Source organism: Rhizobium sp. BK212 (assembly GCF_014197475.1).
GTDB classification, from domain to species: domain Bacteria; phylum Pseudomonadota; class Alphaproteobacteria; order Rhizobiales; family Rhizobiaceae; genus Rhizobium; species Rhizobium anhuiense.
Genome location: NZ_JACIFS010000001.1, coordinates 366059 through 388279 on the forward strand (window position 1 = coordinate 366059; position 22221 = coordinate 388279).

Consider the following 22221-nt stretch of genomic DNA (forward strand, 5'->3'; position numbering starts at 1 on the left):
CTTAAAAATCGAACACCAATTGCGAAAGGTCGACCCATGTCCCGCACCAAGCTTGCCTTTTATGCACTTGCCGCAATCCTTTCTGCCGGCGCCGCCTCCGCCGCCGACAAGGTGATCTTTCAGCTCGATTGGCTGCCGGGTGGCGACAAGGCGCCGATCTACGTCTGTATCCAGGAAGGTTTCTGTTCGGACGCCGGCCTTGAGGTGGAGATCGCCTCCGGTCGCGGCTCGACCGACGCCATATCGCGCCTTGCCTCGGCGTCCTCCGACATCGGTATTTCCGATATCGGCGCCCTGATGGCCGCGCGCGCCAATGAGGGCGTCAAGGTAACCGCCGTCATGTCGCTGTTCAACAAGGGGCCGCATGCCTTCTACGTCGCCAAGGGCGGTTCGATCGCAAGCGTCGCTGACGTCAAGGGCAAGACGATCGCGACGTCGCCCTTCACATCGTCGAATGTCTACCTGCCGCTGGTGCTCAAGGATGCCGGCATCGACATGGCGGATATCAAGCTCATCAAAGCCGATCCCGGCGCACTTGGCCCGATGCTGATGACCGGCAATGCCGATGGCATCATCGCCTGGATGACCGACCTGACGCGCTACAGCAACCAAGGCAAGGAAGCTGGCAAGGAGATCGTTGCCCTGCCATGGTCGGCAGCCGGGCTCGAGCTCTATTCCGCATCCCTCATCGCCAGCGACGATTTCCTCGCCAAGCGTCCGCAGGTCGCCGCCCGCTTTATCGCCGCCTACAAGAAATCGGTCGAATTCGCCAAGGACAATCCGGAGAAGGCTGCCGCCGCTGTCACCACCATGGTACCGGAACTCGGCTCGGAGGACGTCCAGGGTTCGCTCAAGGACACGCTGCCGTTGATCTTCAACGAGGTGACGGAGAAGGACGGCCTCGGCGGCTTCGAAGCCGCCCGTCTCGCCGAAACCTGGCGCCGTGTCTCTGAAGCGCAGGATATCGATCCGGCCAAGCTCGATCCGGAAACCATGGTCAACCGCACCTTCGCCGTAACGGAGTAACCTCGATGGCGATGCCCGCTATCCGCTTCGACAGGCTGGGACAAGTTTTCGAAACTCGGTCCGGGCGCACGGAAGCCCTGCGAGACGTCAGTTTCGATGTGGCCCGGCATGAATTTGTCTCGATCCTCGGCCCTTCGGGCTGCGGGAAATCGACCCTGCTGCGCATGATCGCCGGCCTGTTGAAGCCGACATCCGGCTCGGTAGACGTCTTCGGTCTGCCGGTGACGGCCCCGCGTGACGACATCGGGATCGTCTTCCAGAAGCCGACGCTGCTTCCCTGGGCGACTGTCGAAGACAATGTCGTATTTCCCGCCCGCCACAAGACCGGCCGGGTAACGGCAGACGAGCGCGGGCGGGCGGGTGAATTGCTGAGCATGGTCGGGCTTGCCGGCTTCGAGAAACGCCTGCCGGACGAACTGTCCGGCGGCATGCAGCAGCGTGTCGGCATCGCCCGCGCGCTGCTCATGGATCCGGATATCCTGCTGATGGACGAACCCTTTTCGGCGCTGGATGCCCTGACACGCGAGGTGATGGGCTTCGATCTGCTGCGCATCTTTTCCCAACGCCCGAAGACCGTGGTCTTCATCACCCACTCCGTCAGTGAGGCGGCGCTTCTGTCCGACCGCGTTTTGGTGATGACCGGACGTCCGGGCTCGATCCTGACCGAAGTCACCGTCCCCGTCGGCCGGCCACGCGGCCCTGAAACTGCAAAGGACAAGGCGATCCATGACCTCTCCAATTACCTCCGCGATCTCCTCCTCACCCGTCAGGCGGCGTGAGGCCATGCGGAGCCGCACACCGGTTGCTCTCCTCAAGCAGGTGCTGGCGTTGCCGGGCATTGCGACCGCCGCGGCCCTGATCGGCACGGTGCTGCTGTGGGAAGCGGTCGCGCGGCTCCTGTCGATCCCGACCTATCTGCTGCCGCCGCCAAGCGCGATCCTCGGCTCGTTCTCCTCCATCGGCTTCGAGCGCTGGATCGGGCACATCGCCGCGACGTTGCGGGTGGCGCTGATCGGTTATGCGATGTCCATCTTTATCGCCATTCCGCTCGCGGTGGTCATGATGCGCTCGCCATTCCTGTCGCTAACGCTCTATCCGCTGCTCGTCGTAGTGCAGTCGACGCCGGTGGTGGCGATTGCGCCGATCATGATCGTCGTGCTCGGAGCCGGCGATGCGCCACGTATCGTTATCACCTGTCTCATCACCTTTTTTCCGCTCGTCGTCTCGACCGCAACGGGCCTTGCGGCAACCCCGCCGGATCTGATCGAGCTGTCGCGAAGCCTGCGCGCCTCGGGCTTCCGCGAGATCACCCAGATACGCTTGCCGTTTGCGGTGCCCTACATCTTCTCGGCGCTGAAAATCTCGATCACGCTTGCCGTCATCGGCGCCGTGGTTGCGGAGTTCTGCGCATCCGAAGCCGGCGTCGGCTATTTCATCCAACTGTCGACCTCCCTGTTCAAGCTGCCACAGGCCTGGGCCGGCTTGCTGCTGCTCGCCGCCATGTCGCTCTTGCTATTTCAGGCCGTGGTCCTGACGCAGAAGCTCCTCTTTCCCTGGAGCCTGCCGAAAAACGGCTGAAATCCATCCGGAGTAGAAGCAGTCGGGCCCTGCCCGGACATTGCTCCTCAACCGCCGGTTCGCCGGCACTCACGTAAGGAGAATAATATGAATATCCAGACAGACACCCTCGCGGAACTCGCCAAGGAAGCGACCATCGGCGGCATGGGCACGACCGTTGACCGGGAAATCCCCGTCATCGACCTTTCTGACTTCGACCACCGCAAGCACGAGATCGCCGATGAACTCTGGCAGGCCTCGGTCGATATCGGTTTCTTCCAGGTCTACAATCACGGCATCGCTCAGGACGATATTGACGCGGCCTTCGACACGGCCTGGACATTCTTCGAACTGCCGGTGGAGGTTAAGGCGAAAACCCCGATGCCGAAGGGCATCAATGCCGGCTGGGAGTTCAGGGCGCAGGTCCGTCCCTCCACCGGTACGCCGGATAACAAGGAGAGCTTCCAGCTCACCCTGCCGGACATGATCCGCCTCAATCTGTGGCCGAGCGAAGACGATCTTCCGGGCTTCCGCGAAAAGATGCTCCGCTTCGAGCGACAGAACTGGGAACTCGGCATGCGCATCCTCTCCTGCTTCGCGCTGAAGATGGGCTTTGCCGAGGATTTCTTCACCAAGGCGCATGACCCGTCTTCGGACCAATATCAATCGACGCTGCGCCTCATCCACTACATGTCGATGGAAGGCGCCAAGCCGGAAGACTTCACGTCGTGGCGTGCCGGCGCGCATTCGGACTTCGATTGCTTGACCATTCTTCACCAGAAGGAGGGCGAAGGCGGGCTCCAGGTGTGCCCGGGCAAGGATGCAGCCCTGAAGGAATGGACGGACGTTCCGCCGCGCAAGGGCTATATCACCTGCAACATCGGCGACATGCTGATGCGCTGGTCGGACGACCAGTTGCAGTCGACGCTGCACCGGGTGCGTATGCCGCGCGAGAATGAATACATGGGCCGCCGACTGTCCCTGCCCTTCTTCTGCCAGGCAAACCGCGATGCCGTCATTGAGGGTCCGCTCGGCAAATACGAGGCGATCACCGCCGGCGAATACCTGACCCGGCGCATCAACGCCAATTTCGCCAAGAAGTGACGTTGAAGATGGGCCGTTGCGGTGACATCGTGGAACGGTCAATCCGACTCCCGTCAGGCAACGGACCCATCATGCTTCATGGACGCGCGCTGCGTTATATAGACGAGGTGGCCCGACAGGGCTCCATCCGCAAGGCGGCAAGGACATTGCATGTCGCCGCCTCCGCGGTGAACCGCTATATCCTGGAGCTTGAGGAAGAGCTGCAGGCACCCATTTTCGAGCGCCTGCCGCGCGGCCTGAAGCTCACGAGTTCCGGCGAAATCCTCATCCAGCACATTCGCGAGACACTGCAGGCGCATCAGCGGATGCGGTCGCAGATCCAGTCCCTCAAGGGGCTCAATCGCGGCGAGGTGGCGCTGGCGACCATGGCAACGCTCGCTGCGGGTCGGATTGCCGAAATCGTTGCCGCTTACCGAGAAGAACATCCGCAGGTCAGCCTGCGCATCATGGTCGGCGACCGGACGACTGTTGCGGAGATGGTTGCACTCGGCCAGGCCGATATCGCCATTGCCTACAACCTGCCGGACGATACTCGGCTGCAACGCGCCGCCGAATTCCACCATGCGCTGGGAGCCGTCGTGGCGCCCGCCCATCCCCTCGCAAACCGCAGGACCGTGCGCATGTCCGATTGCCTGCTCTATCCGCTGGTTCTGGCGGATCGATCGCTGTCGCTGCGCGAGGTCGTCGAGGCGACTGCCCCGGCGCGTGCCACCCTTGTTCCCGTCGTCGAGACCAATTCGATGGAACTGATGAAGCGCCTTGCCCGGACAACGCCTCACATCACCTTCCTCAACCGGCTCGATGTCGACCGCGAAATGGCGACCGGCGACCTGGTCTTCATTCCGCTGACGGGAACCGGCTCGCTGCAACGGCTGAATATCCTCCACCGCGCCCGCGGCTCGCTTTCGCCCGCAGGCAGCCATTTCATGCAATTCGCGCAGGAGCGTCTGCTCGCCTCGTTTGACGAGAACTGACCGCTCGGTAACCCATCCAATCGAGACTCACCATGAACGATCTTTCGCTGTTTCCCAGCTTTGCCGCCCGTCTGGCGAGACCGGAGCGCATTCGTCTTGCGAAGGCGCGCGTTCCGGTCGCGCTGCTTGCAAATGACGTGCCTGGTGCTGCGGAGGTGGATCGGGACGGCTCCGCCCTCGTCGATATTCTGGTCGAGAACGGCAAGATCGCCGCGATAACGCCGGCCCTTGCCGATGGTGGCGAAGATGCAGTCGCGCTCGACGGCCGCCACGTCTGGCCGCTTCTGATCGACGCGCACGCCCATCTCGACAAGGGTCACACCATGGGACGTGCGCCCGATTCCGGCGGCACGCATCCCGGCGCGCGCGCCGCGACGACGGCGGACCGGCTTGCCCACTGGAATGCCGACGATCTCCTGCGACGGATGGAATTCGGTCTTGCAACGGCCGACGCCCATGGCGTGGCCGCTATCCGCACCCATCTCGACAGCCACGAGGGGCAGGCGGAAATCACCTGGAGCGCATTTGCCGAAATGCGCGAACGTTGGAAAGGCCGCATCACCTTGCAGGCTGCCGGCCTCGTGCCGCTCGATGCCTATCGCGGCGACTATGGCGCCCGCCTTGCCGATATCGTTGCCGCCCACGGCGGCTTGCTCGGCGGCGTCACCCGCGCCTCCGGGGGCACCCATGGGGCAGGCCTCGACGATATCGATCTGCTGCTCGACCGGTTGTTTGCGCTGGCCAAGGAACGGGGACTGGATGTCGATCTCCATGTCGACGAGGCGGCACAGGCGGATTCCCTGCCGCATGTGGCACGTGCCGCCATCCGCCACGGTTACGAGGGGCGCGTGACATGCGGCCACTGCTGTTCGCTTGCGCTTCTGGGCGAGCAAGAATTGCGGGACACGATCGCGCTGATCGCCGATGCCGGCCTCTCGATCATCACGCTGCCAACCGTCAACATGTATCTCCAGGATCGCGAAGACGGCCGCACGCCGCGCTGGCGCGGGGTCACGCCCGTGCAGGAATTGCAGGCGGCTGGCATTCCGGTCGCCGCGGCCGGCGACAATTGCCGCGATCCGTTCTTTGCCTATGGCGATCACGACATGCTGGACACCTGGCGGCAAGCGGTGCGCATCCTTCATCTCGACCACCCTTACGCGGATGCGCCCGCTCTTGCCGGCCCGGCACCTGCTGGCGTCATGGGCATCGACGTCGGTACGATCGGCGCCGGTCGGCCGGCAGACCTGATGATCCTCGAAGCCTGGAGCCTCGACCAGGTTATCGCCCGTCCGCACTCCGACCGCGTCCTCCTCCGCAAGGGGATCTTCGCCAACAGGACATTGCCCTCCTACAGCATGCTCACAGATTTCCCGACCCCTTGAGCCGCTCCCTGGGAGACAAAAAACGGACCGGCGAAGCCCACATCAAGACGCTTGGCCTGTAGCGCGGCGCCGATTTTGTCGGGGACAGCCCGTAATACGGGCCGTCGTTTGCTCAATAACCTGCCGCCAGGGAACGCAAGCCGCATCCTCACGGAAGTGTTGGCAAAGCATCTTCTCGGCGAGCGACATGCGAAAATGCAAATAATCGATGAAATTTCTTCTTTTTTATAGCAAAGCCGCTATGCGCGGCGGCTTTATAGCTTTAACATGATGTCTTGACCGCCGGTGCGTTTGCGCGCCTTGGCTTTCGGGGGTGAGAACCGAGATGCAACGGACATCCGGGCAAATGTCGACGAACAGGCTGTGCCTGCTCGGAAGACCGCGATTGCTGGCGGCGGGGAAGGAACTCCCCTTGCCGGAGAAGTCTTATTTTCTTCTCGCCATGCTCGCTGCCGAAGCCGATCTCGAACTCGACCGCGAAACCGTCAGGCGGCAACTCTGGCAATCGGAGCTGCCGGAAAAGCGGGCAGGTAGTCTGCGCCAGCTCCTGGCGCGCATCGAACAGAGCATTCCCGCCGACCTTCCGCCGCTGCTGGCCGCGACCCGAACCCATATCGGCCTTGCCGCCGGCTGGGAGGTCGATGTTCATATCCTGAAACAGAAAGGGCCGCTCGCACCCGAAGACGGCGGCCTCCTGAACGGCGAATTGCTCGAAGGCGTCAAATCGCCGACGCAGGGCGCCGAGGACTGGCTGACCTTCGAGCGCCAGCGCATCGACGAATTGCGCTCCACCCATCTCGCCCGGCTGGTCGAAACATCAGACGATAGATCTGATGAAGAGCAGGTCACGCTTGCCAGGCGCCTGCTGGAACTCGATCCTGCCAGTGAGACTGCTTATCGTGCCCTGATGCGCACCTATGTCAGGATGAACGATCCGGCAGCGGCGCGTCAGGCCTATCTGAAGTGCAAAAGCCAGCTGAAGGACGACTTCGACACCGAGCCGGAGGAAAGCACCACCGCTCTTGCCCGCGAACTGAACCTGGTGCCGGCGGCACAAGCGGCTTCAGGTCATTCTCAGCCGGGGCCGAACCTCGCGATCACTCTGCTCGGTCAGCCGCGCATCATCATCCTGCCGCCGGAAAGCATTTTTACCGATCCGCTGATGGAGCGCGTCGGCAGGGCGCTTCTCGAAGACGTCACCATCGGCCTCAGTCAGCAGCGCGGCTTCAAGGTGATCGCGGCGCATACGAGTCTGGAAATCCTCAGCCGTTCGATCGATCCGTCGCGCGCCGTGTCCGGTCCGCTCGACCTCAGCTTCGACTATGCGGTCTACGTCACCATCCAGGGTCGCGACGAGGATGTCTTTGCGACCTGCCGCCTGACACGGACGACGACATCGGAGGTGATCTGGGCCATCGAGTTGCCGCTGGTCATGCAGAAGATCAGCGAATCCTTCGCGCATCTGACGCGGCGCATCGTTTCCTCGCTCGCCGACACGATCGAGCGCCACGAACTGGCGATGCCGATCGGCGAGGCGCCGCCGTCCGCCTATCGTCTCTATCTGGAAGGCAAGCGGCTGATCGCCCAGACCGATCTGCAGCATCTGCGCCAGGCGCGCAAATGGTTCAAATCCTCGCTCAATCGTTATGAGCATTTCTCGGCTGCGCATGCCGGCGTGTCGCGCGCGCTCGGTATGGAATGGCTGATTCGCGGCATGCGCGACAAGGAACTGCTCGATGAGGCGAACGGCGCTGCCCGGCAGGCGCAGCAGTCCGACCCGAACAGCGGCCGGGCCTACCGCGAGCTCGGATTCGTGGCGCTCTATCGCCGCCGCTTCGACGAAAGCCTGGAATATTTCCAGCAGGCCCAGGATCTCAATCCCAATGATGCCGACATCCTCGCCGATTTCGCCGACGCGCTTTCCCATGATGGCGATTTCGATCGGGCGCTGGAGCTCAGCCGCGCGGCCTTCAAACTCAATCCGCTGCCGCCGGACTATTATTACTGGAACCTCGGCGGCATCCATTTCATGCGCGAAGAGTATGAAATGGCGATCGAGGCGCTGGAACCGGTGAAGGCCAAGCAGGCAACCGCCCGCCTGCTCGCCGCCTCGCATGCTATGGCGGGCGATACGGCCAAGGCCAGGAATTATGCCAGGGTGGTGCTGGAAAACTTCCCCGATTTCCGCAGCGAGGATATCCGCCATTTCGTCCCCGATCGCGATCCCGCCTATACCGAACCGCTGATACAGGGCCTGCATCTTGCCGGTCTTCCCTGATTGCGCGGCCTTTTAACGAAGCCTGTAACGCTTAAATGACGCAGGTAATGTTTCCCTCTGATGGTTAACGGCAGCAAGGCGCTGCCCAACCAATCGGAGATGGAACATGAAGACGAATGCTGAAAGCACTGCAGTTCAGACACCGTCGCTGCGCTTCTCTGCAGCTGCCAGAGCAGCCATGAAGCAGGATGAACTCAACGTTTCCGCCAATGCGCTCGAGAGCCTGACGCATGCGCTGAGGTTCCGCTAAGGAACAAATCGGTATGTCCGCTTTCACCGACCTTGAAACGCTTGCCGGTGACCTCAAACGATCATCGGCAGGCGTCAGCGATTATCATGACCGCGCCGTCACGCCGGCGCAGACCTTCGCGGCCATCAGGCCGCATCTGCGCGATTTCGGCATCACCCGCGTCGGTCTGTTGACCGCGCTCGACGTCCTGAACATCCCCGTCGCCTTCGCAACGAGGCCGAACAGTCATACGCTCTCGGTCTTTCAGGGCAAGGGCATCGACAACGAGGCCGCCATGACCTCGGCGGCGATGGAGGCGGTCGAGACGCGGATCGCCGAAATTGCCCCCGCCGACCTGACGCAGGCGACCGTCGAAAGCATGCGGGCGGAGCGTGCCGCCATGATCGACCTCGACAATGTCGCACGCTGCGCGCCCGACGAGATCGGCAGCCGTCCCATTCCCTGGTGCTCCGGGCTCGACATCCTGTCCGGCAGCAGCGTCTTCGTACCCTGGTGGCTTGTCGGTCTCGACCATCGCGGCGAGAGGCCGCCGGGCTTCGAGCAGTCGAGCGATGGGCTGGCCTCCGGCAACACGCCGTCCGAGGCGGTCCTGCATGGGCTTTGCGAGCTGGTGGAGCGCGACGCCTGGGCCCTGACCCAGCTGAAATCGCCGGAGCGCCTGAAGGAAAGCCGCATCGACCCGGCCTCCTTCGGCGATGCGGTGATCGACGTCATGACCGACCGGATCACCCGCGCCGGCATGAAACTGCTGTTGCTCGACATGACAACGGATATCGGTATTCCCGCCTTTCTGGCCGTCATCATGCCTGGCAATCTTTCCGACCGTGTCGACGCACGCTGGTCGCATGTCTGCGGCGGTTGCGGCTGCCACCCCGATCCCGTGCGCGCCGCGCTGCGCGCCATCACCGAAGCGGCGCAGAGCCGGCTGACTGCGATTGCCGGCAGCCGCGACGATTTCTCGCCGCGCATCTATCAGCGGCTCGACAGGAGTGCGGCGATGCAGCAGGTGGTCGAACTGTGCGAGGGCGACGGCCGGATGCGCCCGTTCCAGCCCCGTCATCATCGCAAGGCGACGATCCAGGAGACCATCGGCCATATTGCCGACCGGCTGGTGGCCACCGGCATCGAGCAGATCGTGGTCGTGCCGTTTCCGCACCCGGCCCTGCCGGTCTCCGTCGTCAGAGTGATCGTGCCCGGCCTGGAGGTCGATATCTCAGGCCAGTACATCCAGCTCGGCATGCGCGCTGTCAACACCATAAGGGGAGCCGAATCATGAAGGTGCTGTTCGTCGGCCCGAGCCTGGGCAGCGATCTTGCCGCGGCAAGGGCGATGTCTTCCTGCATCGACTTCCGGCCGCCGGCCGCTGCCGGCGACATTCTGAAAGCGGTTGAGGACGGCGCCACCGCGATCGGCCTCGTCGACGGCTATTTCGGCGATCTGCCTTCGGTCTGGCACAAGGAAATTCTGTACGCGCTCGAACACGACGTCGCCGTTGCCGGCGGCGCCAGCATGGGCGCGTTGCGGGCAGCCGAATGCGCCCCCTTCGGCATGGTCGGGCTCGGCTCGATCTTCGAGGATTATGAGTCCGGGCGGCTGCTCGACGACGAGGCCGTCGCGCTGGTGCATGCGCCGCAGGAACTTGGCTGGCTGCCGCTTTCCGTGCCCTGGGTCGATTTCGAGCCGACGATCGATGCGCTTTACGCCAGCGGCGAGATTTCACCCGGCGAGCGCAAGAAGCTTCTGCTTGCCGGCCGTTTCCTGCATTTTTCCGAGCGCACCTATGCGAAGGTGGCCGACGAGTGCCATTTCCGTAAACCGCGCCGCGACCTTATCCTCGCCGCCATTCGCGGCAACCGCGTCGAGCGCAAGCGCAACGACGCGCGGCTGGTATTGGAATGGCTGCGCAGGGACAAATTCCTTCCCGTCAACCGTGACTGGCACTTTGCCGCAACCTCGCACTGGGAGCTCCTGCACGCCGAAGTCACGCGCAATGCGGTTGCTGTAACGCTTGAATAACGGTCGCGGCACAAAGATGCAGTAGTGGATGGAATCGTAGGGTTTCACGGCCAACGAAGGCGGGAACGATGTTTGAACAACACAACGAAGGTACAGGCAGCGAATACGCAAGGATCTTCCGGCTGCTGTCGGCAGCCAAGGAGGAGGCTGAAAAGCTTCAGCTGCGTAATCTGATGCACCTGACGAACATGGCGCTGCTGCAGGTCGTTATCGATTGGGACGGCATAGATCCCGACAGGGAGCTTGACGTCAATCTCGAGAAGCTGCTCGGCAGCAAAGCCAAGATCGCAATGAAGGATGCCAGCGAGAATCTAATTCTGATCGATCGCCATTGACCCTCATGCGGCCCGTTGGATTGCGTGAAGGACCGGTTTATTCGGCCGCGTCAGCGTCCAACTGTTCGGTGTTGGCGATCGCCTGGACGAGCTTCAGAATCTTCTTGCGAAGAGCTTCGTTCTTGATCGAAAAGAACGCCGCATTGAGAAGGACGCCTTCGCGCGAAATAACGAATTCCTCGCTTGGAGCAGGGTTGTCGTTGGCCGTAGCAGGGGTCGACAGGTCGTCGAAAAACGTCCTGACATCGACCTTCAGCGCGCCGGCGATTTCGACCAGCATGCTGGCGGAAACGCGGTTGGAACCCTTTTCGTATTTCTGGATCTGCTGGAACGTTACGCCGACACGATCTCCCAGTTCCGTCTGAGAAACTTTCCTCAACAGACGCTGGATGCGGATCGTCTTTCCGACGTGAACATCTACTGAGTGCGGTTCTTCTTTCATTTATTTCCCTCCTGATACAGCGGAGATCTGGCCATTTGCCATATCTCCGCCTGACAACTTTTACCCGAGATGAATAAAGCTAGCAATTGCTCGGTTGTAAGTCGTCCCAAACCGATACAACGCGTCTGCGTCATTATCTCACCACACATCACCAGCAAAAAACATGCCAAAGTAGCACTTTTGCCGGGCACGTCATTATTTTCGTGATGTTGACGCCTGTCGGCGGGGCGTGTGCAGCGAATCCGGGGGTGATATGCATAAAAACAATGAGCGAAGAGCGTTGCTTCACCCGGTCCATGCAAATGCGCTTTAAGTCTTTGATAACCACTGCGCTCTTTTGGGGCGGTGCTTTTTAGAACGCCCAGAGACGCTGCGCATTGGCGAAAAGCAGCTTCGAGCGCTCGGCCTCACCAACGCCGGAAAGCATCGCATGGGTCGCCGCGACCCAGGTGGAGAGGCCGCCGCCGAGCGTGCAGACCGGCCAGTCGCTGCCCCAGACGACACGATCCCAGCCGAAACTTGCGATCACATGTTCGATATAGGGCCGCAGCGTTTGCGCGGTCCAGGTCTCGGCATCCGCATAGGCAACGACGCCCGAGACCTTGCAGACGACGTTCGGCCGCCGGGCAATCTCGGATATGCCGGCCTTCCAGGGCTCAAAGGCATTCGAGCGGATATCGGGCACGCCGCAATGGTCGAGCACGAACTGCACATCGGGCGCGAGATCGACGAGGGCCGCCACTCGGCCCGCCTGATGCGGCAAGGTGCAGAGGTCGAAGGTCAGGCCGCTGCCGCCGATGCGCCGGATGTTTTCGCGGAACAGGGCGCCTTCGGAGACATCGTCAGGCACGACATGCAGCACGCGGCGGAACCCCTTGACGAAAGGATCGGCCTTCTGTCGCTCGAGATAGGCGGCAAAACCTTGCTCCTCCGGTCGGCAGGAGGCGATGGCGCCGGCAAGCAGACTGCCTTCCTTTTTGGCGATGTCGGCAACGTGATCGGTCTCGGCCTGCATGGCGGCGGGATCGACGTCGACCTCCATATGCAGCGCCGTGGTGATGCCGCAGCGCCGGGCCTCAGTCGCATAGGTCTCGTAGAGGAAATCACGATCGAGAGCGGGCGCCTGGGAAAGCCAGGGATAGGGCAGCGCCGACCGATCGATGATGTGCAGATGGGTGTCGATGAACACGCTCTCTCCTCCAAGAGTGGTTTTGCGGCAACCTATCCCTGGTGAATGGATTGTTCAAATAGAAATTCCCGGCGGTTAAAAATTCCAACTTTTGTTGGATTTCCGCGACAGCTTATAGGCTGGCCGTGTCTTCCCGAACCGATAGAATACGGTCGACCCCATTCCAATGCTTCTTCCGCCGTCATGAAGCGGTCGCGATCCATCCCGCGCTCGAAGTCTTCATAGGAGCGTCCGCAATGCTCCGCATAGAGCCGCGTCATGCGCTGCTTGGTCTTGAGGATTTCTTCGGCGTGAATCGGCATGTCCGAAGCCTGCCCTTGGAAGCCACCGGAGGGCTGGTGAATGAGGATACTGGCGTTGGGCAATGCAGCTCTTTCGCCGGCCTCGCCTGCCATCAGCAGGAACGATCCCATTGACCGGGCTGTCCCCATGCAAAGCGTATGAACCGGCGCGCGGATAAAGCGCATGGTGTCATACATGGCGAGGCCGCTGGTCACGGCACCGCCCGGCGAATTGATGTAAAGATTGATCGGCTTCTTTGGATTCTCGGCCTCAAGAAACAGCAATTGCGCGCAGACCAGAGCGGAAACGGTGTCGTTAACCTCGCCGTTGAGGAAAATGATGCGTTCGCGCAGAAGACGGGAGTAAATGTCAAAAGATCTCTCTCCTCTGCTGGATTGTTCTATGACCATAGGGACGAGTTGCATCGCTTCGCGCATCGGCGAACTCCAATCTTCCAGAATTTAACGGGGCTTGCCGCGTCAGGCGGCGAGCATGACGGGCGGACTGTTGCTGTTCGCGGCCGCTTTCGCCATCCGGTCGAGCCTCGCGTCGGTCAGTTCGTGGATAATGCGCAGGCGGGTGCCGCCGGTCGCGTTCGGGACGATCGTGAACGTCACCGAGCTTTCAAGGAAAGGTGGAGCGTTGTCGCGCAGGCTATAACGGACTTCCTCGCCAGGTGTGACAGTGGCCGGTTCGGGATCGGCCAAAGCGTCTTTTGGCAACCAGTTTTCCCGAAATTCGGGGATGCTGATTGCACGCCAGACTTTGTGCGGCGGTTCATCCAGATCGAATTCCAGTTCGATGCCGTCTTTATGCTCGGTGGCCTTTCCGTCGTTCATTGGTCCATATCCTTCAGCAAGACCTTGAGAGCTTCGATGCGGGCAGGCCAGTAGGCACGATATTTCGCTAACCATTGCGCGATGAGAGCCAGTCCCTCCGGATCGACTTCGTAATTCACGAAACGCCCCTGCCGTTCTTCCCTCACGAGCTTTGCGTTCCGCAAAACCGAGAGATGTTGCGACATTGCCGGTTGACTGATCTCCATGCCCGCGCGCAAGGCGCTGGCGTTCATGCCGCCCGCCGCCAGCTTCTCGAAGATCGCGCGGCGGGTTGGGTCGGCCAAGGCTCGGAAAATGTCGTTCTCGATCATGTCGACACATAAGCACGAACTTATGCGATTCGCAAGTCTGCTTCGCGACGGGCTTTTCCGAGGGGACCCGTCAGCCGGAATGGCCGACATCGGCGCCGGCGAGCAGCGAAAGCTGCGCGGCGGTCTTCTGCACCAGCATGATCGTCTGGGTGATATCGGGCGCGGACGGCGCATTAACGAGCGCGATGAAGGGGCAGGTGAGGGCGGCGATGCAGCGTCGGTCCGGCCCGAGCACCGGGGCGGAAAGGTTGTAGACGCCCGCCGTCTGGGCGCTTGCCATCATCTCGTAGCCGCGCTCGCGGATCTGCTCGAGGCGGTCGTAGAAATCGGGCCCGAGTTCGATGTCGGCGCGGCTGCGCACATGTTCCGAGATCATCATCTCCCGCTCCTCCTCGCTGCGGAAGGCGAGCAGCACATGCCCCGAACCGGTGTCGAAGAGGCTGATATGGGCGCCGATGCGGATCGAGAACCCCCAATAGTCAGGCGCCTCCTGTTGAGCGATGACAACCGCCGCACCGCGATCGAAGACGGCAAGGTGATTGGCCTGGCGCGTCCGCTGGGCGAGATCGCGCATCAGCGGCGTGGCATAGGAGGCGAGCCGGCGCACCGGCGCGTGCAACTGGGCAAGACCGAAGAGCTTCAATGTCAGCGAATAGCGATCGCCGTCCAGCCGGGTGACGTAACCGCGGCGCACCAGGCGATCGAGCATGCGGTAGAATTCATTGGGGCTGCGGTCGAGCCGCTTGGCGATATCGGCCTGGGTGAGGCCGGTATCGACACCGGCGAGCAGTTCCAGGATATCGAGGCCCTTGTCGAGGGCAGGAGCGCGGTAGCGGTCTGACTCGTCGGTCTCCATTCCTTCCTCCTGTGAATACCATTCTGCATATACGCAGAACTGCAGCCGGAAAAGGAAAACTTCACGCTTGACCCTTGGCCAATCGTCTGTTTGTCTATAAACAGACAAATCATGACTGAAGACGTCGCCCGATATCAGGTGAAACCGCGTGGCCTTCCCGGCACCAGGACTGGGCGGCAAGCCGCCAACAATATCTTGCCGGACGACCGTCGAAGCGCGCAAAATGAGAAAAGGCCCGAGCCTCGCCCCCGAGCCTCATCAAGACAAACCGCATTCCGTCGTCCAGCATAGACAATTCCAGAAAAGGCCCGTGATATGACAAACAGACTTTCCGGCAAGACCGTTCTCATCACCGCCGCCGGCCAGGGCATCGGCCGGGCGACGGCGACAGCCTTTGCCGCGGTCGGCGCCAAGGTCCACGCGACCGACATCAACACCGAGGCGCTGGCGACGCTGGCCGCCGAAACCGGCGTTTCCACCCACAGACTGAACGTGCTCGAAGACGATGCGGTCACGGCCCTCGTCGCCGAGATCGGCGCTGTCGACGTGCTGTTCAACTGCGCCGGCTTCGTTCATGCCGGCTCTATCCTCGAGATGAAGGATTCCGATCTCGAATTCGCCTTCGACCTCAACGTCAAGGCGATGATCCGCACCATCCGGGCCGTGCTGCCGGGCATGATCGAACGCAAGGACGGGTCCATCGTCAACATGGCCTCTGTCGCCTCCAGCATCAAGGGCGTGCCGAACCGCTTCGCTTATGGCGTCACGAAGGCGGCGGTAATCGGGCTCACCAAATCCGTCGCCGCCGATTACGTCGGCCAGGGCATTCGCTGCAACGCCATCTGCCCCGGCACGGTTGAAAGCCCGTCGCTGCAGGACCGCATGCGCGCCCAGGGCGATTACGATGCGGCGCGCGCCGCCTTCATCGCCCGCCAGCCGATGGGCCGGCTGGGCTCGCCGGAAGAGATCGCCGATCTCGCCGTCTATCTCGCCGGCGCGACCTATACGTCGGGCCAGGCGATCGCCATCGACGGCGGCTGGACGATCTGATTGAGAGCAGTTCCAGGGGAAATGCGCAGCGGTTTTCCCAGGCAAAGCGCGAAGCGGTTTTGCCGGGAATTGCGTAAAACAAAGACCTAAAGCGTGAGAAGCGAATCTGAAAGATCGCAACGCGCTTTAGCCGATCACGCGGCCGGCGGCACCGCCGGCCGATCCGGCCGCCGCCATCGGCCCCATACAATTATAATCGGGAGGAACAATCATGACCCGCATCACCGATCTTCGCGTCTTCGATCTTCGCTTTCCCACGTCGCAAAGCCTGGACGGATCCGATGCGATGAACCCCGATCCGGACTATTCGGCCGCCTATGTCATTCTCGATACGGACGCGCCTGATCTTGCCGGCCATGGCCTGACCTTCACCATCGGCCGTGGCAACGACATCTGCTGCATGGCGATCAAGGCGATGCGCCACCTCGTCGTCGGCGCCGATCTTGCCGAGATTCTTGCCCATCCCGGCCGGTTCTGGCGGCATCTGACCAGCGATAGCCAGCTGCGCTGGATCGGCCCGGACAAGGGCGCCATTCATCTGGCGACCGGCGCGGTCGTCAATGCCGTCTGGGATCTGCTGGCCAAACAGGCCGGCAAGCCGGTCTGGCGGCTCGTCGCCGAAATGTCGCCGGAAGAGATCGCCGATATCGTCGATTACCGCTATCTCACCGATGTGCTGACCCGCGACGAAGCGGTCGAGATCCTGAAGCGCGCCGAGGCGGACAAGGCCGAACGCATCGCCATCCTCGAAAAAGACGGCTATGCCTGCTACACGACTTCGGCCGGCTGGCTCGGCTATGGCGACGAAAAGCTCCGCCGCCTCTGCCAGGAGGCGATCGACGCCGGCTTCGACCATATCAAGATGAAGGTCGGCCGCGACCTGGAAGACGATATCCGCCGCCTCAGGATCGCTCGCGAGGTGATCGGTCCCGATCGTTACCTGATGATCGACGCCAACCAGGTCTGGGATGTCGGCCAGGCGATCGACTGGGTCAAGGCGCTCTCCTTCGCCAAGCCTTTCTTCATCGAGGAACCCACGAGCCCCGATGATGTCGCGGGCCACCGCAAGATCCGCCAGGCGATCAGCCCGGTGAAGGTCGCGACCGGCGAGATGTGCCAGAACCGCATCATGTTCAAGCAGTTCATCGCCGAGGGCGCGATCGACATCGTGCAAATCGATTCCTGCCGCATGGGCGGGCTGAACGAGGTCCTCTCGGTGCTGCTGATCGCCGCCAAATTCGGTCTGCCGGTCTGGCCGCATGCCGGCGGCGTCGGCCTCTGCGAATATGTGCAGCATCTGTCGATGATCGACTATGTCGCCGTGTCCGGCACCAAGGACGGCCGGGTCATCGAATATGTCGACCATCTGCACGAACACTTCCTCGAACCCTGCCGGATCGAGAACGCCGCCTATATGCCGCCCACCTTGCCGGGCTTCTCTATCGAGATGAAACCGGCCTCGATCAGCAACTATACGTTTCGAGGTTAAGGAAACTTCGCCGCCGCATGTTAAATTCCTGATTTCGACAGTCTTTCTTGTGGATGACGGGCTTCCAATCTGACGGGACTGCTCCAATTCACTTGGAGGCGGCGAAGCTTGCTTTTTGAAGCGCCGAGGAATATTTTCAAACTGTGAATGCGGAGGGGGCCCAGCACCAGCAGGCCAGCAAATTTTATTGAACTCTGGACAATAGATGTTTGCGATCGAGCCATGCCCAAGTTTCACCACGTCAGGAGACTGTGCACTTATTTGCTGATCGTCGCGGCAATGCTGCTGTCGATCGGCACCGTACATGCCGCCATCACGGAAGAGAGCGGGCGCCGCGTCGCCCTGGTCATCGGCAACTCGGTCTACAAGACGCTGCCTTCGCTTCCCAATCCCGCCAATGATGTCGAAGAGGTCGCCAGCACGTTGCGCGCGGCCGGTTTCGACGTGACGATCGGCGTCAATGTCGACCGCATCGGGCTTGAGGATACGGTGCGCCGTTTCCTGCGTTCGACCAGCAATGCCGAGGCCGGCCTGATCTATTATTCGGGCCACGGCATCCAGGTCGGCGGGCAGAATTTCATCGTGCCGGTCGATGCGACACTGGAGACGCCCTATGACGTCGAGACGCAGACCATGCCGCTCGACCTGATCCTCAACCATCTCAAGCAGAATTCGCGGGTGCAGCTGATCTTCCTCGACGCCTGCCGCAACAATCCCTTCAACGCCCAGAAATTCTGGATGGCCGAAAAGCTGGAACCGGTCGGCGCCACGCGCGGACTGGCGCGCATCGACAGCGATCTCGGCAGCCTGATCGCCTTCTCCACCGAACCGGGCCAGGTGGCGCTCGACGGCACAGGTGCTCTCAGCCCCTATTCCGAATCCTTCATCAAGCGCGCCAGCGAACCCAACAAGGAAATCCGCCAGGTCCTCACCGATGTGCGCCGCGATGTGATCGCCATGACCGGCGGCAAGCAGGTTCCCTGGGAAAACTCCTCGCTGACCGACAGCTTCTATTTCATTCCTGCGCCACCGCCGCCGAGCGTCGAACCGATGCAGCAGGTGAGCGTGCCGGAGGGAGCCGCTGCCACCAAACTGCCGATCGCCCCGCCGCATGACGAGACCGGCTCGGCGTTGCTCGTCACCCTCAACCAGCTTCCGAAGACCGGCAAACTCAGCTTCGACGGCAAGCCCGTGGAGCAGGGCGCGAAGATACCGGCCGCAGCCCTGACGGCGCTGACCTATGATTCATCCGGCGTTGCCGCCGGCACCGTCGGCCTGATCGGCTATACCGTCAGCGACCCCTATGGCCAGGCGACGCAGGGCGTGGTGGCGATCACCGTCTCGGCGGATGCCGGCGCCAAGCTCGCCCAGCTGGAACAGCAAAAACAGGTGCGGCTTGCCGATGTCGATGCCTATTTGAAGACCTTGCCGCGCGACGTCAGCGCAACGATCGGCGTCGGCCCCGTCGAAGCCGGCCTGCCTGCCGTCCCGGCATCGGCCACCGAAATGACCTTCAAGGTCGCGGCCCTGCCCGACAAGGGCACACTGCGCGCCGGTGACCGGGTGATCGGGCTTGGCCACGTGCTGGAGGCCGCCGATATTCCGACCCTTTCCTACGAGCCGCAGATCGGCACCGAAAACCAGCCTTTCGCCCTGACGGTGCAGGCCGCCAATGACGACCTAGCGCCGGCCACCATCACCTTCAAACCGGCGCTCGACGCCTGCGACACCGCGGCCGCGGCACCCCTCGACCTGCAGGGCGTGACCGCCGGAAAACTGCCGAACGAGATCGACCCCGCCTCCGCACTGCCGGCCTGCGCGGAGGCGGTCAAGGCCTATCCCAAGGTGGCGCGCTTCGTCTATCAACTCGGTCGCGCCCAGCTTGCCAACCGCGATACGAAGACGGCTTTTGCCACGATCACGAAGGCGATGGATGCCGGGCATGTCCGGGCGATCTATGAACTGTCGAGCCTTTACGAATTCGGTGCTTCCGTCCCGCGTGACGCAGCCAAGGCAAGCGAGATCGCCAAGGGTGGTGCGGCCAAGGGCGATCCCTTCGCCCTGCACAGCTACGGCAAAGCCCTCTACTACGGCCGTGGCACCAAGGCCGATCAGCAACTGGGGTTACGCCTGATGCTCCAGGCCGCAGATCTCGGCCATACCTACGCGATGAACGAGCTCGGCTATATCTTCCTCAACGGCGTCAACGTTCCAGCCGATCCGGAGCGGGCTATCCGCTTCTACGAGGCTGGCGTCCAGCGCAACGACATCTATTCGTTGAACAATCTTGCGCTCGTCTACCGCTTCGGAAAGGGCGCACCGGAGGATCTTCCCAAAGCGATCGAGCTATTCACGCGGGCGGCAGAGGGCGGTCAGCCCTATGCCCCGACAAACCTCGGACGCATGTACCGCGACGGTGTCGGCGTTGCCGCCGACAAGGCGGAAGCGGTGAAGTGGCTCGAGATGGGCGCAGAACGCGGCGACTATTGGGGTGCACTCGACCGCGCCATTCTGGCGAAAGAAGCAGGCACGGACGCTGACAGCCTTGCAACGGCGGCACGTTATTTCGCGCTGGCCACCGCCATCAACATGCCGGGCAGCGGCGACCCGAAGAACCAGGCAAAGGCGGAACTCAAGACCTTGCCCAATGCTGCAAAGAAGAAAGCGGAAAAAACCTTCGTCGCTGAGTTGACCACTCAGGAGCAAAAGGCGCTTCCGAAGACCAAGTCGCTCGACGACAGGCTCGTTCAGCTCGCTAAGGCGACATGGGTAAAGCGAAATCCGAGGTACGATCTCTTCTAAACCGGCGATCTGGGGGCGCCCTTCATGACAAGAAAGCTCATCATCCGTGTTCTGCTTTGCTCGACATTCATCGCAGGCTCAGGCGCGATCTTGCAGAGCTGCATCTTCGACCCTGGCGCCAGGACACTGTTCGCCAGTGAAGAGCCGGCTAGGAACGCCACGCCGGCCAGGAATCCCACTTCCACCGTCAGAAAAGTGCCCACAACGATCAATCAACCGGCTTTCGCCCGCTCTGAGAACCGTTCCGGTGGGAATGCCGGCTCTGGCTCCAGCGGCTCCTCTAGCTCTAGCGGTTCCTCTGGTTCCAGCGGTTCCTCTGGCTCTAGCGGTTCCTCTGGCTCTAGCGGTTCTTCTGGTTCAAGCAGTTCTTCTGGTTCGAGCAGTTCATCGAGCTCCAGCGGTTCATCGAGCTCCAGCGGAGGCTGGTCCGATCGCCGCTTGAAGACTGATATCCGTAGGCTCGGCACCTCGGCTGAGGGCATACCGGTCTATGCTTTCCGGTACATCTGGGGCGGCCCGATGTTCGTCGGCACGATGGCCCAGGATCTTCTGGCAATCAGGCCTGAGGCCGTCATCGCCACCGGATCGGGTTACTATATGGTCGACTATGACAAGCTCGACATTGCGATGATCTCGCTGCCGGAGGATGCGCCTCGGCTAACGGATGAAGCAACCATGATGCTTGCGGCGCAGGCGTCGCGGATACGCTCTCCGGTCTCCGTTCGACAACCTTCCATGCAGCCGGCAATGTAGTCGAGAAAGCCAAGCGCGTGCCGATCCCCCAGGACAGGGATACCGTTACCGGGAGCCCTCTCGTCAGCCAGGCTGGGACCCTTGTCGGCGTTCTCATCGGCATTGCGCTCTCGGCCTATCTGCAGCTTGAGCCCGGCAAGGCGATGGCGCTTGTCGTGTTCTGCCTTCTCCTGGCATGGATTCTCGTCGAAGGTACGCCAGCCGCTCGTCGGGCTTGGGCGTCGCGAGAAAGACGGAACGAGGCTTCCGCCATCTTCTGGCGCCGCATCGGAACCAAGCTTGTCGGCCTCGCAGCACTTTTGGGTGTGGTTGTCATCGCCTGTTCGGTCTTTCCGTTTTTCACAGAGTCGGCGGCGGTCCGATGGTTCATCGAGGCCGGCCATACGACCATCCCCATTTCCGTCGCGCTGGCTGCTGCTACCATCCTCTACATCGTAGCCACCGATCAGATCGCCGAAGAGCCCGACGATTACCTCCATCAGGTCGGGCGCGCGGTGCTGATCCAGGATTTTCGTGAGGAGGACGTGCTGTTCGCATTGCGCCTGCTCGCAATCAAATGCTTCTTTCTCGTGCTGATGTTCTCGGGCGGCATGACCGCTCTTGCCGATCTCGCCGACAAGCCGGCTTGGGCTTATTCGCCGCTCTCGGCGGCATGGTTCGAAGGTCTCATGCGGCTTGTCTTTCTCCTCGACGTCGTGCTTGCCGCCGGTGGTTATATTGCCACCTTCAAGCTTTTCGGCTGGCATGTCAGGGCGACGGAGACGACGGCGCTCGGCTGGCTGGTCTGCCTCATCTGTTATGAGCCGTTCTTCCCGGCGATTTCGCATGCTTTCGTGCCCTATGGCGACGGGCCGGGCTGGGAGACGGTGATCCAGGAGGGGTCGGCCATCTTCATCCTCTGGAGCGTCGCGACGCTGGCCTGCACCGTGATCTACGTTTGGGCGACTGTCGCTTTCGGGCCGCGATTTTCCAACCTCACTCATCGCGGCATCATCACCTCAGGTCCCTATCGTTTCATCAAACACCCAGCCTACGTCTCGAAGAACATCTCCTGGTGGCTGTTTGCATTTCCCAGCTTCATTACCAGCGGCCTTGCGGAAGGACTTGCCCGGGCCGGCATGCTGGCGATCGTCAGCCTTATCTACGTCATGCGCGCCCGCGCCGAAGAGCGCATGCTGAGCCGGGATCCCGCCTATCGGGACTATGCCGAGAGCGTTGCCGCGCATGGCCTTCTGGCGATGGCGAAGCGCCGATTGGCGTCAAAGCCGGCAGCCTGACGCTGC

21 protein-coding genes and 1 pseudogene are annotated in these 22221 nt (G+C 61.9%); 16 read left to right on the forward strand and 6 right to left on the reverse strand.

What is annotated here, in order from left to right; genetic code table 11:
* The first annotated feature begins 36 nt into the window (after nucleotides 1-36).
* The 11 genes from FHT79_RS01760 (at nucleotide 37) to FHT79_RS01810 (ending at nucleotide 10925) form a co-directional block, all read left to right on the forward strand.
* Complete coding sequence (locus FHT79_RS01760) at nucleotides 37-1026, forward strand: ABC transporter substrate-binding protein (RefSeq protein WP_063475723.1); 990 nt, start codon at nucleotides 37-39, stop codon at nucleotides 1024-1026.
* 5 nt (nucleotides 1027-1031) lie between these two features.
* The gene (locus FHT79_RS01765) at nucleotides 1032-1805 is read left to right on the forward strand and encodes an ABC transporter ATP-binding protein (protein WP_183902906.1); all 774 of its coding nucleotides are present in this window, start codon (nucleotides 1032-1034) and stop codon (nucleotides 1803-1805) included.
* 4 nt (nucleotides 1806-1809) lie between these two features.
* Complete coding sequence (locus FHT79_RS01770; RefSeq protein ID WP_183903017.1) at nucleotides 1810-2604, forward strand: ABC transporter permease; 795 nt, start codon at nucleotides 1810-1812, stop codon at nucleotides 2602-2604.
* Nucleotides 2605-2691: 87 nt separating this feature from the next.
* The gene (locus tag FHT79_RS01775; RefSeq protein ID WP_063475720.1) at nucleotides 2692-3687 is read left to right on the forward strand and encodes a 2-oxoglutarate and iron-dependent oxygenase domain-containing protein; all 996 of its coding nucleotides are present in this window, start codon (nucleotides 2692-2694) and stop codon (nucleotides 3685-3687) included.
* A gap of 2 nt (nucleotides 3688-3689) precedes the next feature.
* Nucleotides 3690-4661 (forward strand): LysR family transcriptional regulator, encoded by a 972-nt coding sequence (locus tag FHT79_RS01780; protein ID WP_097630175.1) that lies wholly within the window; start codon nucleotides 3690-3692, stop codon nucleotides 4659-4661.
* Nucleotides 4662-4693: 32 nt separating this feature from the next.
* Nucleotides 4694-6046 (forward strand): cytosine deaminase, encoded by a 1353-nt coding sequence (locus FHT79_RS01785; RefSeq protein ID WP_063475718.1) that lies wholly within the window; start codon nucleotides 4694-4696, stop codon nucleotides 6044-6046.
* 325 nt (nucleotides 6047-6371) lie between these two features.
* Nucleotides 6372-8324 carry a BTAD domain-containing putative transcriptional regulator gene (locus FHT79_RS01790; RefSeq protein ID WP_047611942.1) on the forward strand — a complete coding sequence of 651 codons (1953 nt, stop codon included), beginning with the start codon at nucleotides 6372-6374 and terminating at the stop codon, nucleotides 8322-8324.
* 106 nt (nucleotides 8325-8430) lie between these two features.
* On the forward strand, nucleotides 8431-8574 hold the full coding sequence (locus FHT79_RS01795) for a hypothetical protein (RefSeq protein WP_164735880.1): 144 nt from the start codon (nucleotides 8431-8433) through the stop codon (nucleotides 8572-8574).
* A gap of 13 nt (nucleotides 8575-8587) precedes the next feature.
* Nucleotides 8588-9850, forward strand: coding sequence for a YcaO-like family protein (locus tag FHT79_RS01800; RefSeq protein ID WP_183902907.1), 1263 nt, complete (start codon nucleotides 8588-8590; stop codon nucleotides 9848-9850).
* Nucleotides 9847-10590: a TfuA-like protein gene (locus FHT79_RS01805; protein ID WP_063475716.1), complete on the forward strand. Its 744-nt coding sequence runs from the start codon at nucleotides 9847-9849 to the stop codon at nucleotides 10588-10590. Before FHT79_RS01800 ends, FHT79_RS01805 begins: the two co-directional genes overlap by 4 nt.
* Nucleotides 10591-10658: 68 nt before the next feature.
* On the forward strand, nucleotides 10659-10925 hold the full coding sequence (locus tag FHT79_RS01810; RefSeq protein ID WP_004668299.1) for a hypothetical protein: 267 nt from the start codon (nucleotides 10659-10661) through the stop codon (nucleotides 10923-10925).
* A gap of 37 nt (nucleotides 10926-10962) precedes the next feature.
* On the opposite strand, the gene FHT79_RS01815 is transcribed toward FHT79_RS01810, so the two are convergent.
* The 6 genes and pseudogenes from FHT79_RS01815 to FHT79_RS01840 form a co-directional block, all read right to left on the reverse strand.
* Nucleotides 10963-11367 carry a helix-turn-helix transcriptional regulator gene (locus tag FHT79_RS01815; protein ID WP_028759063.1) on the reverse strand — a complete coding sequence of 135 codons (405 nt, stop codon included), beginning with the start codon at nucleotides 11365-11367 and terminating at the stop codon, nucleotides 10963-10965.
* A 352-nt stretch (nucleotides 11368-11719) separates the two neighbouring features.
* Nucleotides 11720-12556, reverse strand: a complete 837-nt coding sequence (locus FHT79_RS01820) for an amidohydrolase (protein WP_183902908.1) — start codon at nucleotides 12554-12556, stop codon at nucleotides 11720-11722.
* Nucleotides 12557-12668: 112 nt separating this feature from the next.
* Nucleotides 12669-13275, reverse strand: a pseudogene (locus tag FHT79_RS01825) (ATP-dependent Clp protease proteolytic subunit).
* Between the two features lie 42 nt (nucleotides 13276-13317).
* Entirely contained in the window at nucleotides 13318-13677 is a 360-nt protein-coding gene (locus FHT79_RS01830; protein ID WP_183845157.1) for a hypothetical protein, read from the reverse strand.
* Complete coding sequence (locus tag FHT79_RS01835; protein WP_097630172.1) at nucleotides 13674-13988, reverse strand: metalloregulator ArsR/SmtB family transcription factor; 315 nt, start codon at nucleotides 13986-13988, stop codon at nucleotides 13674-13676. The genes FHT79_RS01830 and FHT79_RS01835 overlap by 4 nt, the downstream gene beginning before the upstream one ends.
* A 70-nt stretch (nucleotides 13989-14058) precedes the next feature.
* Nucleotides 14059-14844 carry an IclR family transcriptional regulator gene (locus FHT79_RS01840; RefSeq protein ID WP_097542612.1) on the reverse strand — a complete coding sequence of 262 codons (786 nt, stop codon included), beginning with the start codon at nucleotides 14842-14844 and terminating at the stop codon, nucleotides 14059-14061.
* 315 nt (nucleotides 14845-15159) lie between these two features.
* Between FHT79_RS01840 and FHT79_RS01845 the strand changes: the two genes are divergently transcribed.
* The 5 genes from FHT79_RS01845 to FHT79_RS01865 all read left to right on the forward strand — a co-directional run bounded on the left by FHT79_RS01845 (nucleotide 15160) and on the right by FHT79_RS01865 (nucleotide 22215).
* Nucleotides 15160-15894: an SDR family oxidoreductase gene (locus tag FHT79_RS01845; protein ID WP_047611919.1), complete on the forward strand. Its 735-nt coding sequence runs from the start codon at nucleotides 15160-15162 to the stop codon at nucleotides 15892-15894.
* Nucleotides 15895-16105: 211 nt separating this feature from the next.
* Nucleotides 16106-17383, forward strand: a complete 1278-nt coding sequence (locus tag FHT79_RS01850) for an L-fuconate dehydratase (RefSeq protein WP_097630171.1) — start codon at nucleotides 16106-16108, stop codon at nucleotides 17381-17383.
* A 222-nt stretch (nucleotides 17384-17605) separates the two neighbouring features.
* Nucleotides 17606-20185: a caspase family protein gene (locus FHT79_RS01855; protein ID WP_183902909.1), complete on the forward strand. Its 2580-nt coding sequence runs from the start codon at nucleotides 17606-17608 to the stop codon at nucleotides 20183-20185.
* A gap of 438 nt (nucleotides 20186-20623) precedes the next feature.
* Nucleotides 20624-20938 carry a hypothetical protein gene (locus tag FHT79_RS01860; protein ID WP_063475710.1) on the forward strand — a complete coding sequence of 105 codons (315 nt, stop codon included), beginning with the start codon at nucleotides 20624-20626 and terminating at the stop codon, nucleotides 20936-20938.
* A gap of 17 nt (nucleotides 20939-20955) precedes the next feature.
* The gene (locus FHT79_RS01865) at nucleotides 20956-22215 is read left to right on the forward strand and encodes an isoprenylcysteine carboxylmethyltransferase family protein (RefSeq protein WP_097630169.1); all 1260 of its coding nucleotides are present in this window, start codon (nucleotides 20956-20958) and stop codon (nucleotides 22213-22215) included.
* The last annotated feature ends 6 nt before the right edge of the window (nucleotides 22216-22221 follow it).

Bases quoted from the DNA above. Each gene is read 5' to 3' on its own strand.
- FHT79_RS01760 (WP_063475723.1), top strand. From the start codon at position 37: ATGTCCCGCACCAAGCTTGCCTTTTATGCACTTGCCGCAATCCTTTCT.
- FHT79_RS01765 (WP_183902906.1), top strand. From the start codon at position 1,032: ATGGCGATGCCCGCTATCCGCTTCGACAGGCTGGGACAAGTTTTCGAA.
- FHT79_RS01770 (WP_183903017.1), top strand. From the start codon at position 1,810: ATGCGGAGCCGCACACCGGTTGCTCTCCTCAAGCAGGTGCTGGCGTTG.
- FHT79_RS01775 (WP_063475720.1), top strand. From the start codon at position 2,692: ATGAATATCCAGACAGACACCCTCGCGGAACTCGCCAAGGAAGCGACC.
- FHT79_RS01785 (WP_063475718.1), top strand. From the start codon at position 4,694: ATGAACGATCTTTCGCTGTTTCCCAGCTTTGCCGCCCGTCTGGCGAGA.
- FHT79_RS01790 (WP_047611942.1), top strand. From the start codon at position 6,372: ATGCAACGGACATCCGGGCAAATGTCGACGAACAGGCTGTGCCTGCTC.
- FHT79_RS01795 (WP_164735880.1), top strand. From the start codon at position 8,431: ATGAAGACGAATGCTGAAAGCACTGCAGTTCAGACACCGTCGCTGCGC.
- FHT79_RS01800 (WP_183902907.1), top strand. From the start codon at position 8,588: ATGTCCGCTTTCACCGACCTTGAAACGCTTGCCGGTGACCTCAAACGA.
- FHT79_RS01805 (WP_063475716.1), top strand. From the start codon at position 9,847: ATGAAGGTGCTGTTCGTCGGCCCGAGCCTGGGCAGCGATCTTGCCGCG.
- FHT79_RS01810 (WP_004668299.1), top strand. From the start codon at position 10,659: ATGTTTGAACAACACAACGAAGGTACAGGCAGCGAATACGCAAGGATC.
- FHT79_RS01815 (WP_028759063.1), bottom strand. From the start codon at position 11,367: ATGAAAGAAGAACCGCACTCAGTAGATGTTCACGTCGGAAAGACGATC.
- FHT79_RS01830 (WP_183845157.1), bottom strand. From the start codon at position 13,677: ATGAACGACGGAAAGGCCACCGAGCATAAAGACGGCATCGAACTGGAA.
- FHT79_RS01835 (WP_097630172.1), bottom strand. From the start codon at position 13,988: ATGATCGAGAACGACATTTTCCGAGCCTTGGCCGACCCAACCCGCCGC.
- FHT79_RS01840 (WP_097542612.1), bottom strand. From the start codon at position 14,844: ATGGAGACCGACGAGTCAGACCGCTACCGCGCTCCTGCCCTCGACAAG.
- FHT79_RS01845 (WP_047611919.1), top strand. From the start codon at position 15,160: ATGACAAACAGACTTTCCGGCAAGACCGTTCTCATCACCGCCGCCGGC.
- FHT79_RS01850 (WP_097630171.1), top strand. From the start codon at position 16,106: ATGACCCGCATCACCGATCTTCGCGTCTTCGATCTTCGCTTTCCCACG.
- FHT79_RS01855 (WP_183902909.1), top strand. From the start codon at position 17,606: ATGCCCAAGTTTCACCACGTCAGGAGACTGTGCACTTATTTGCTGATC.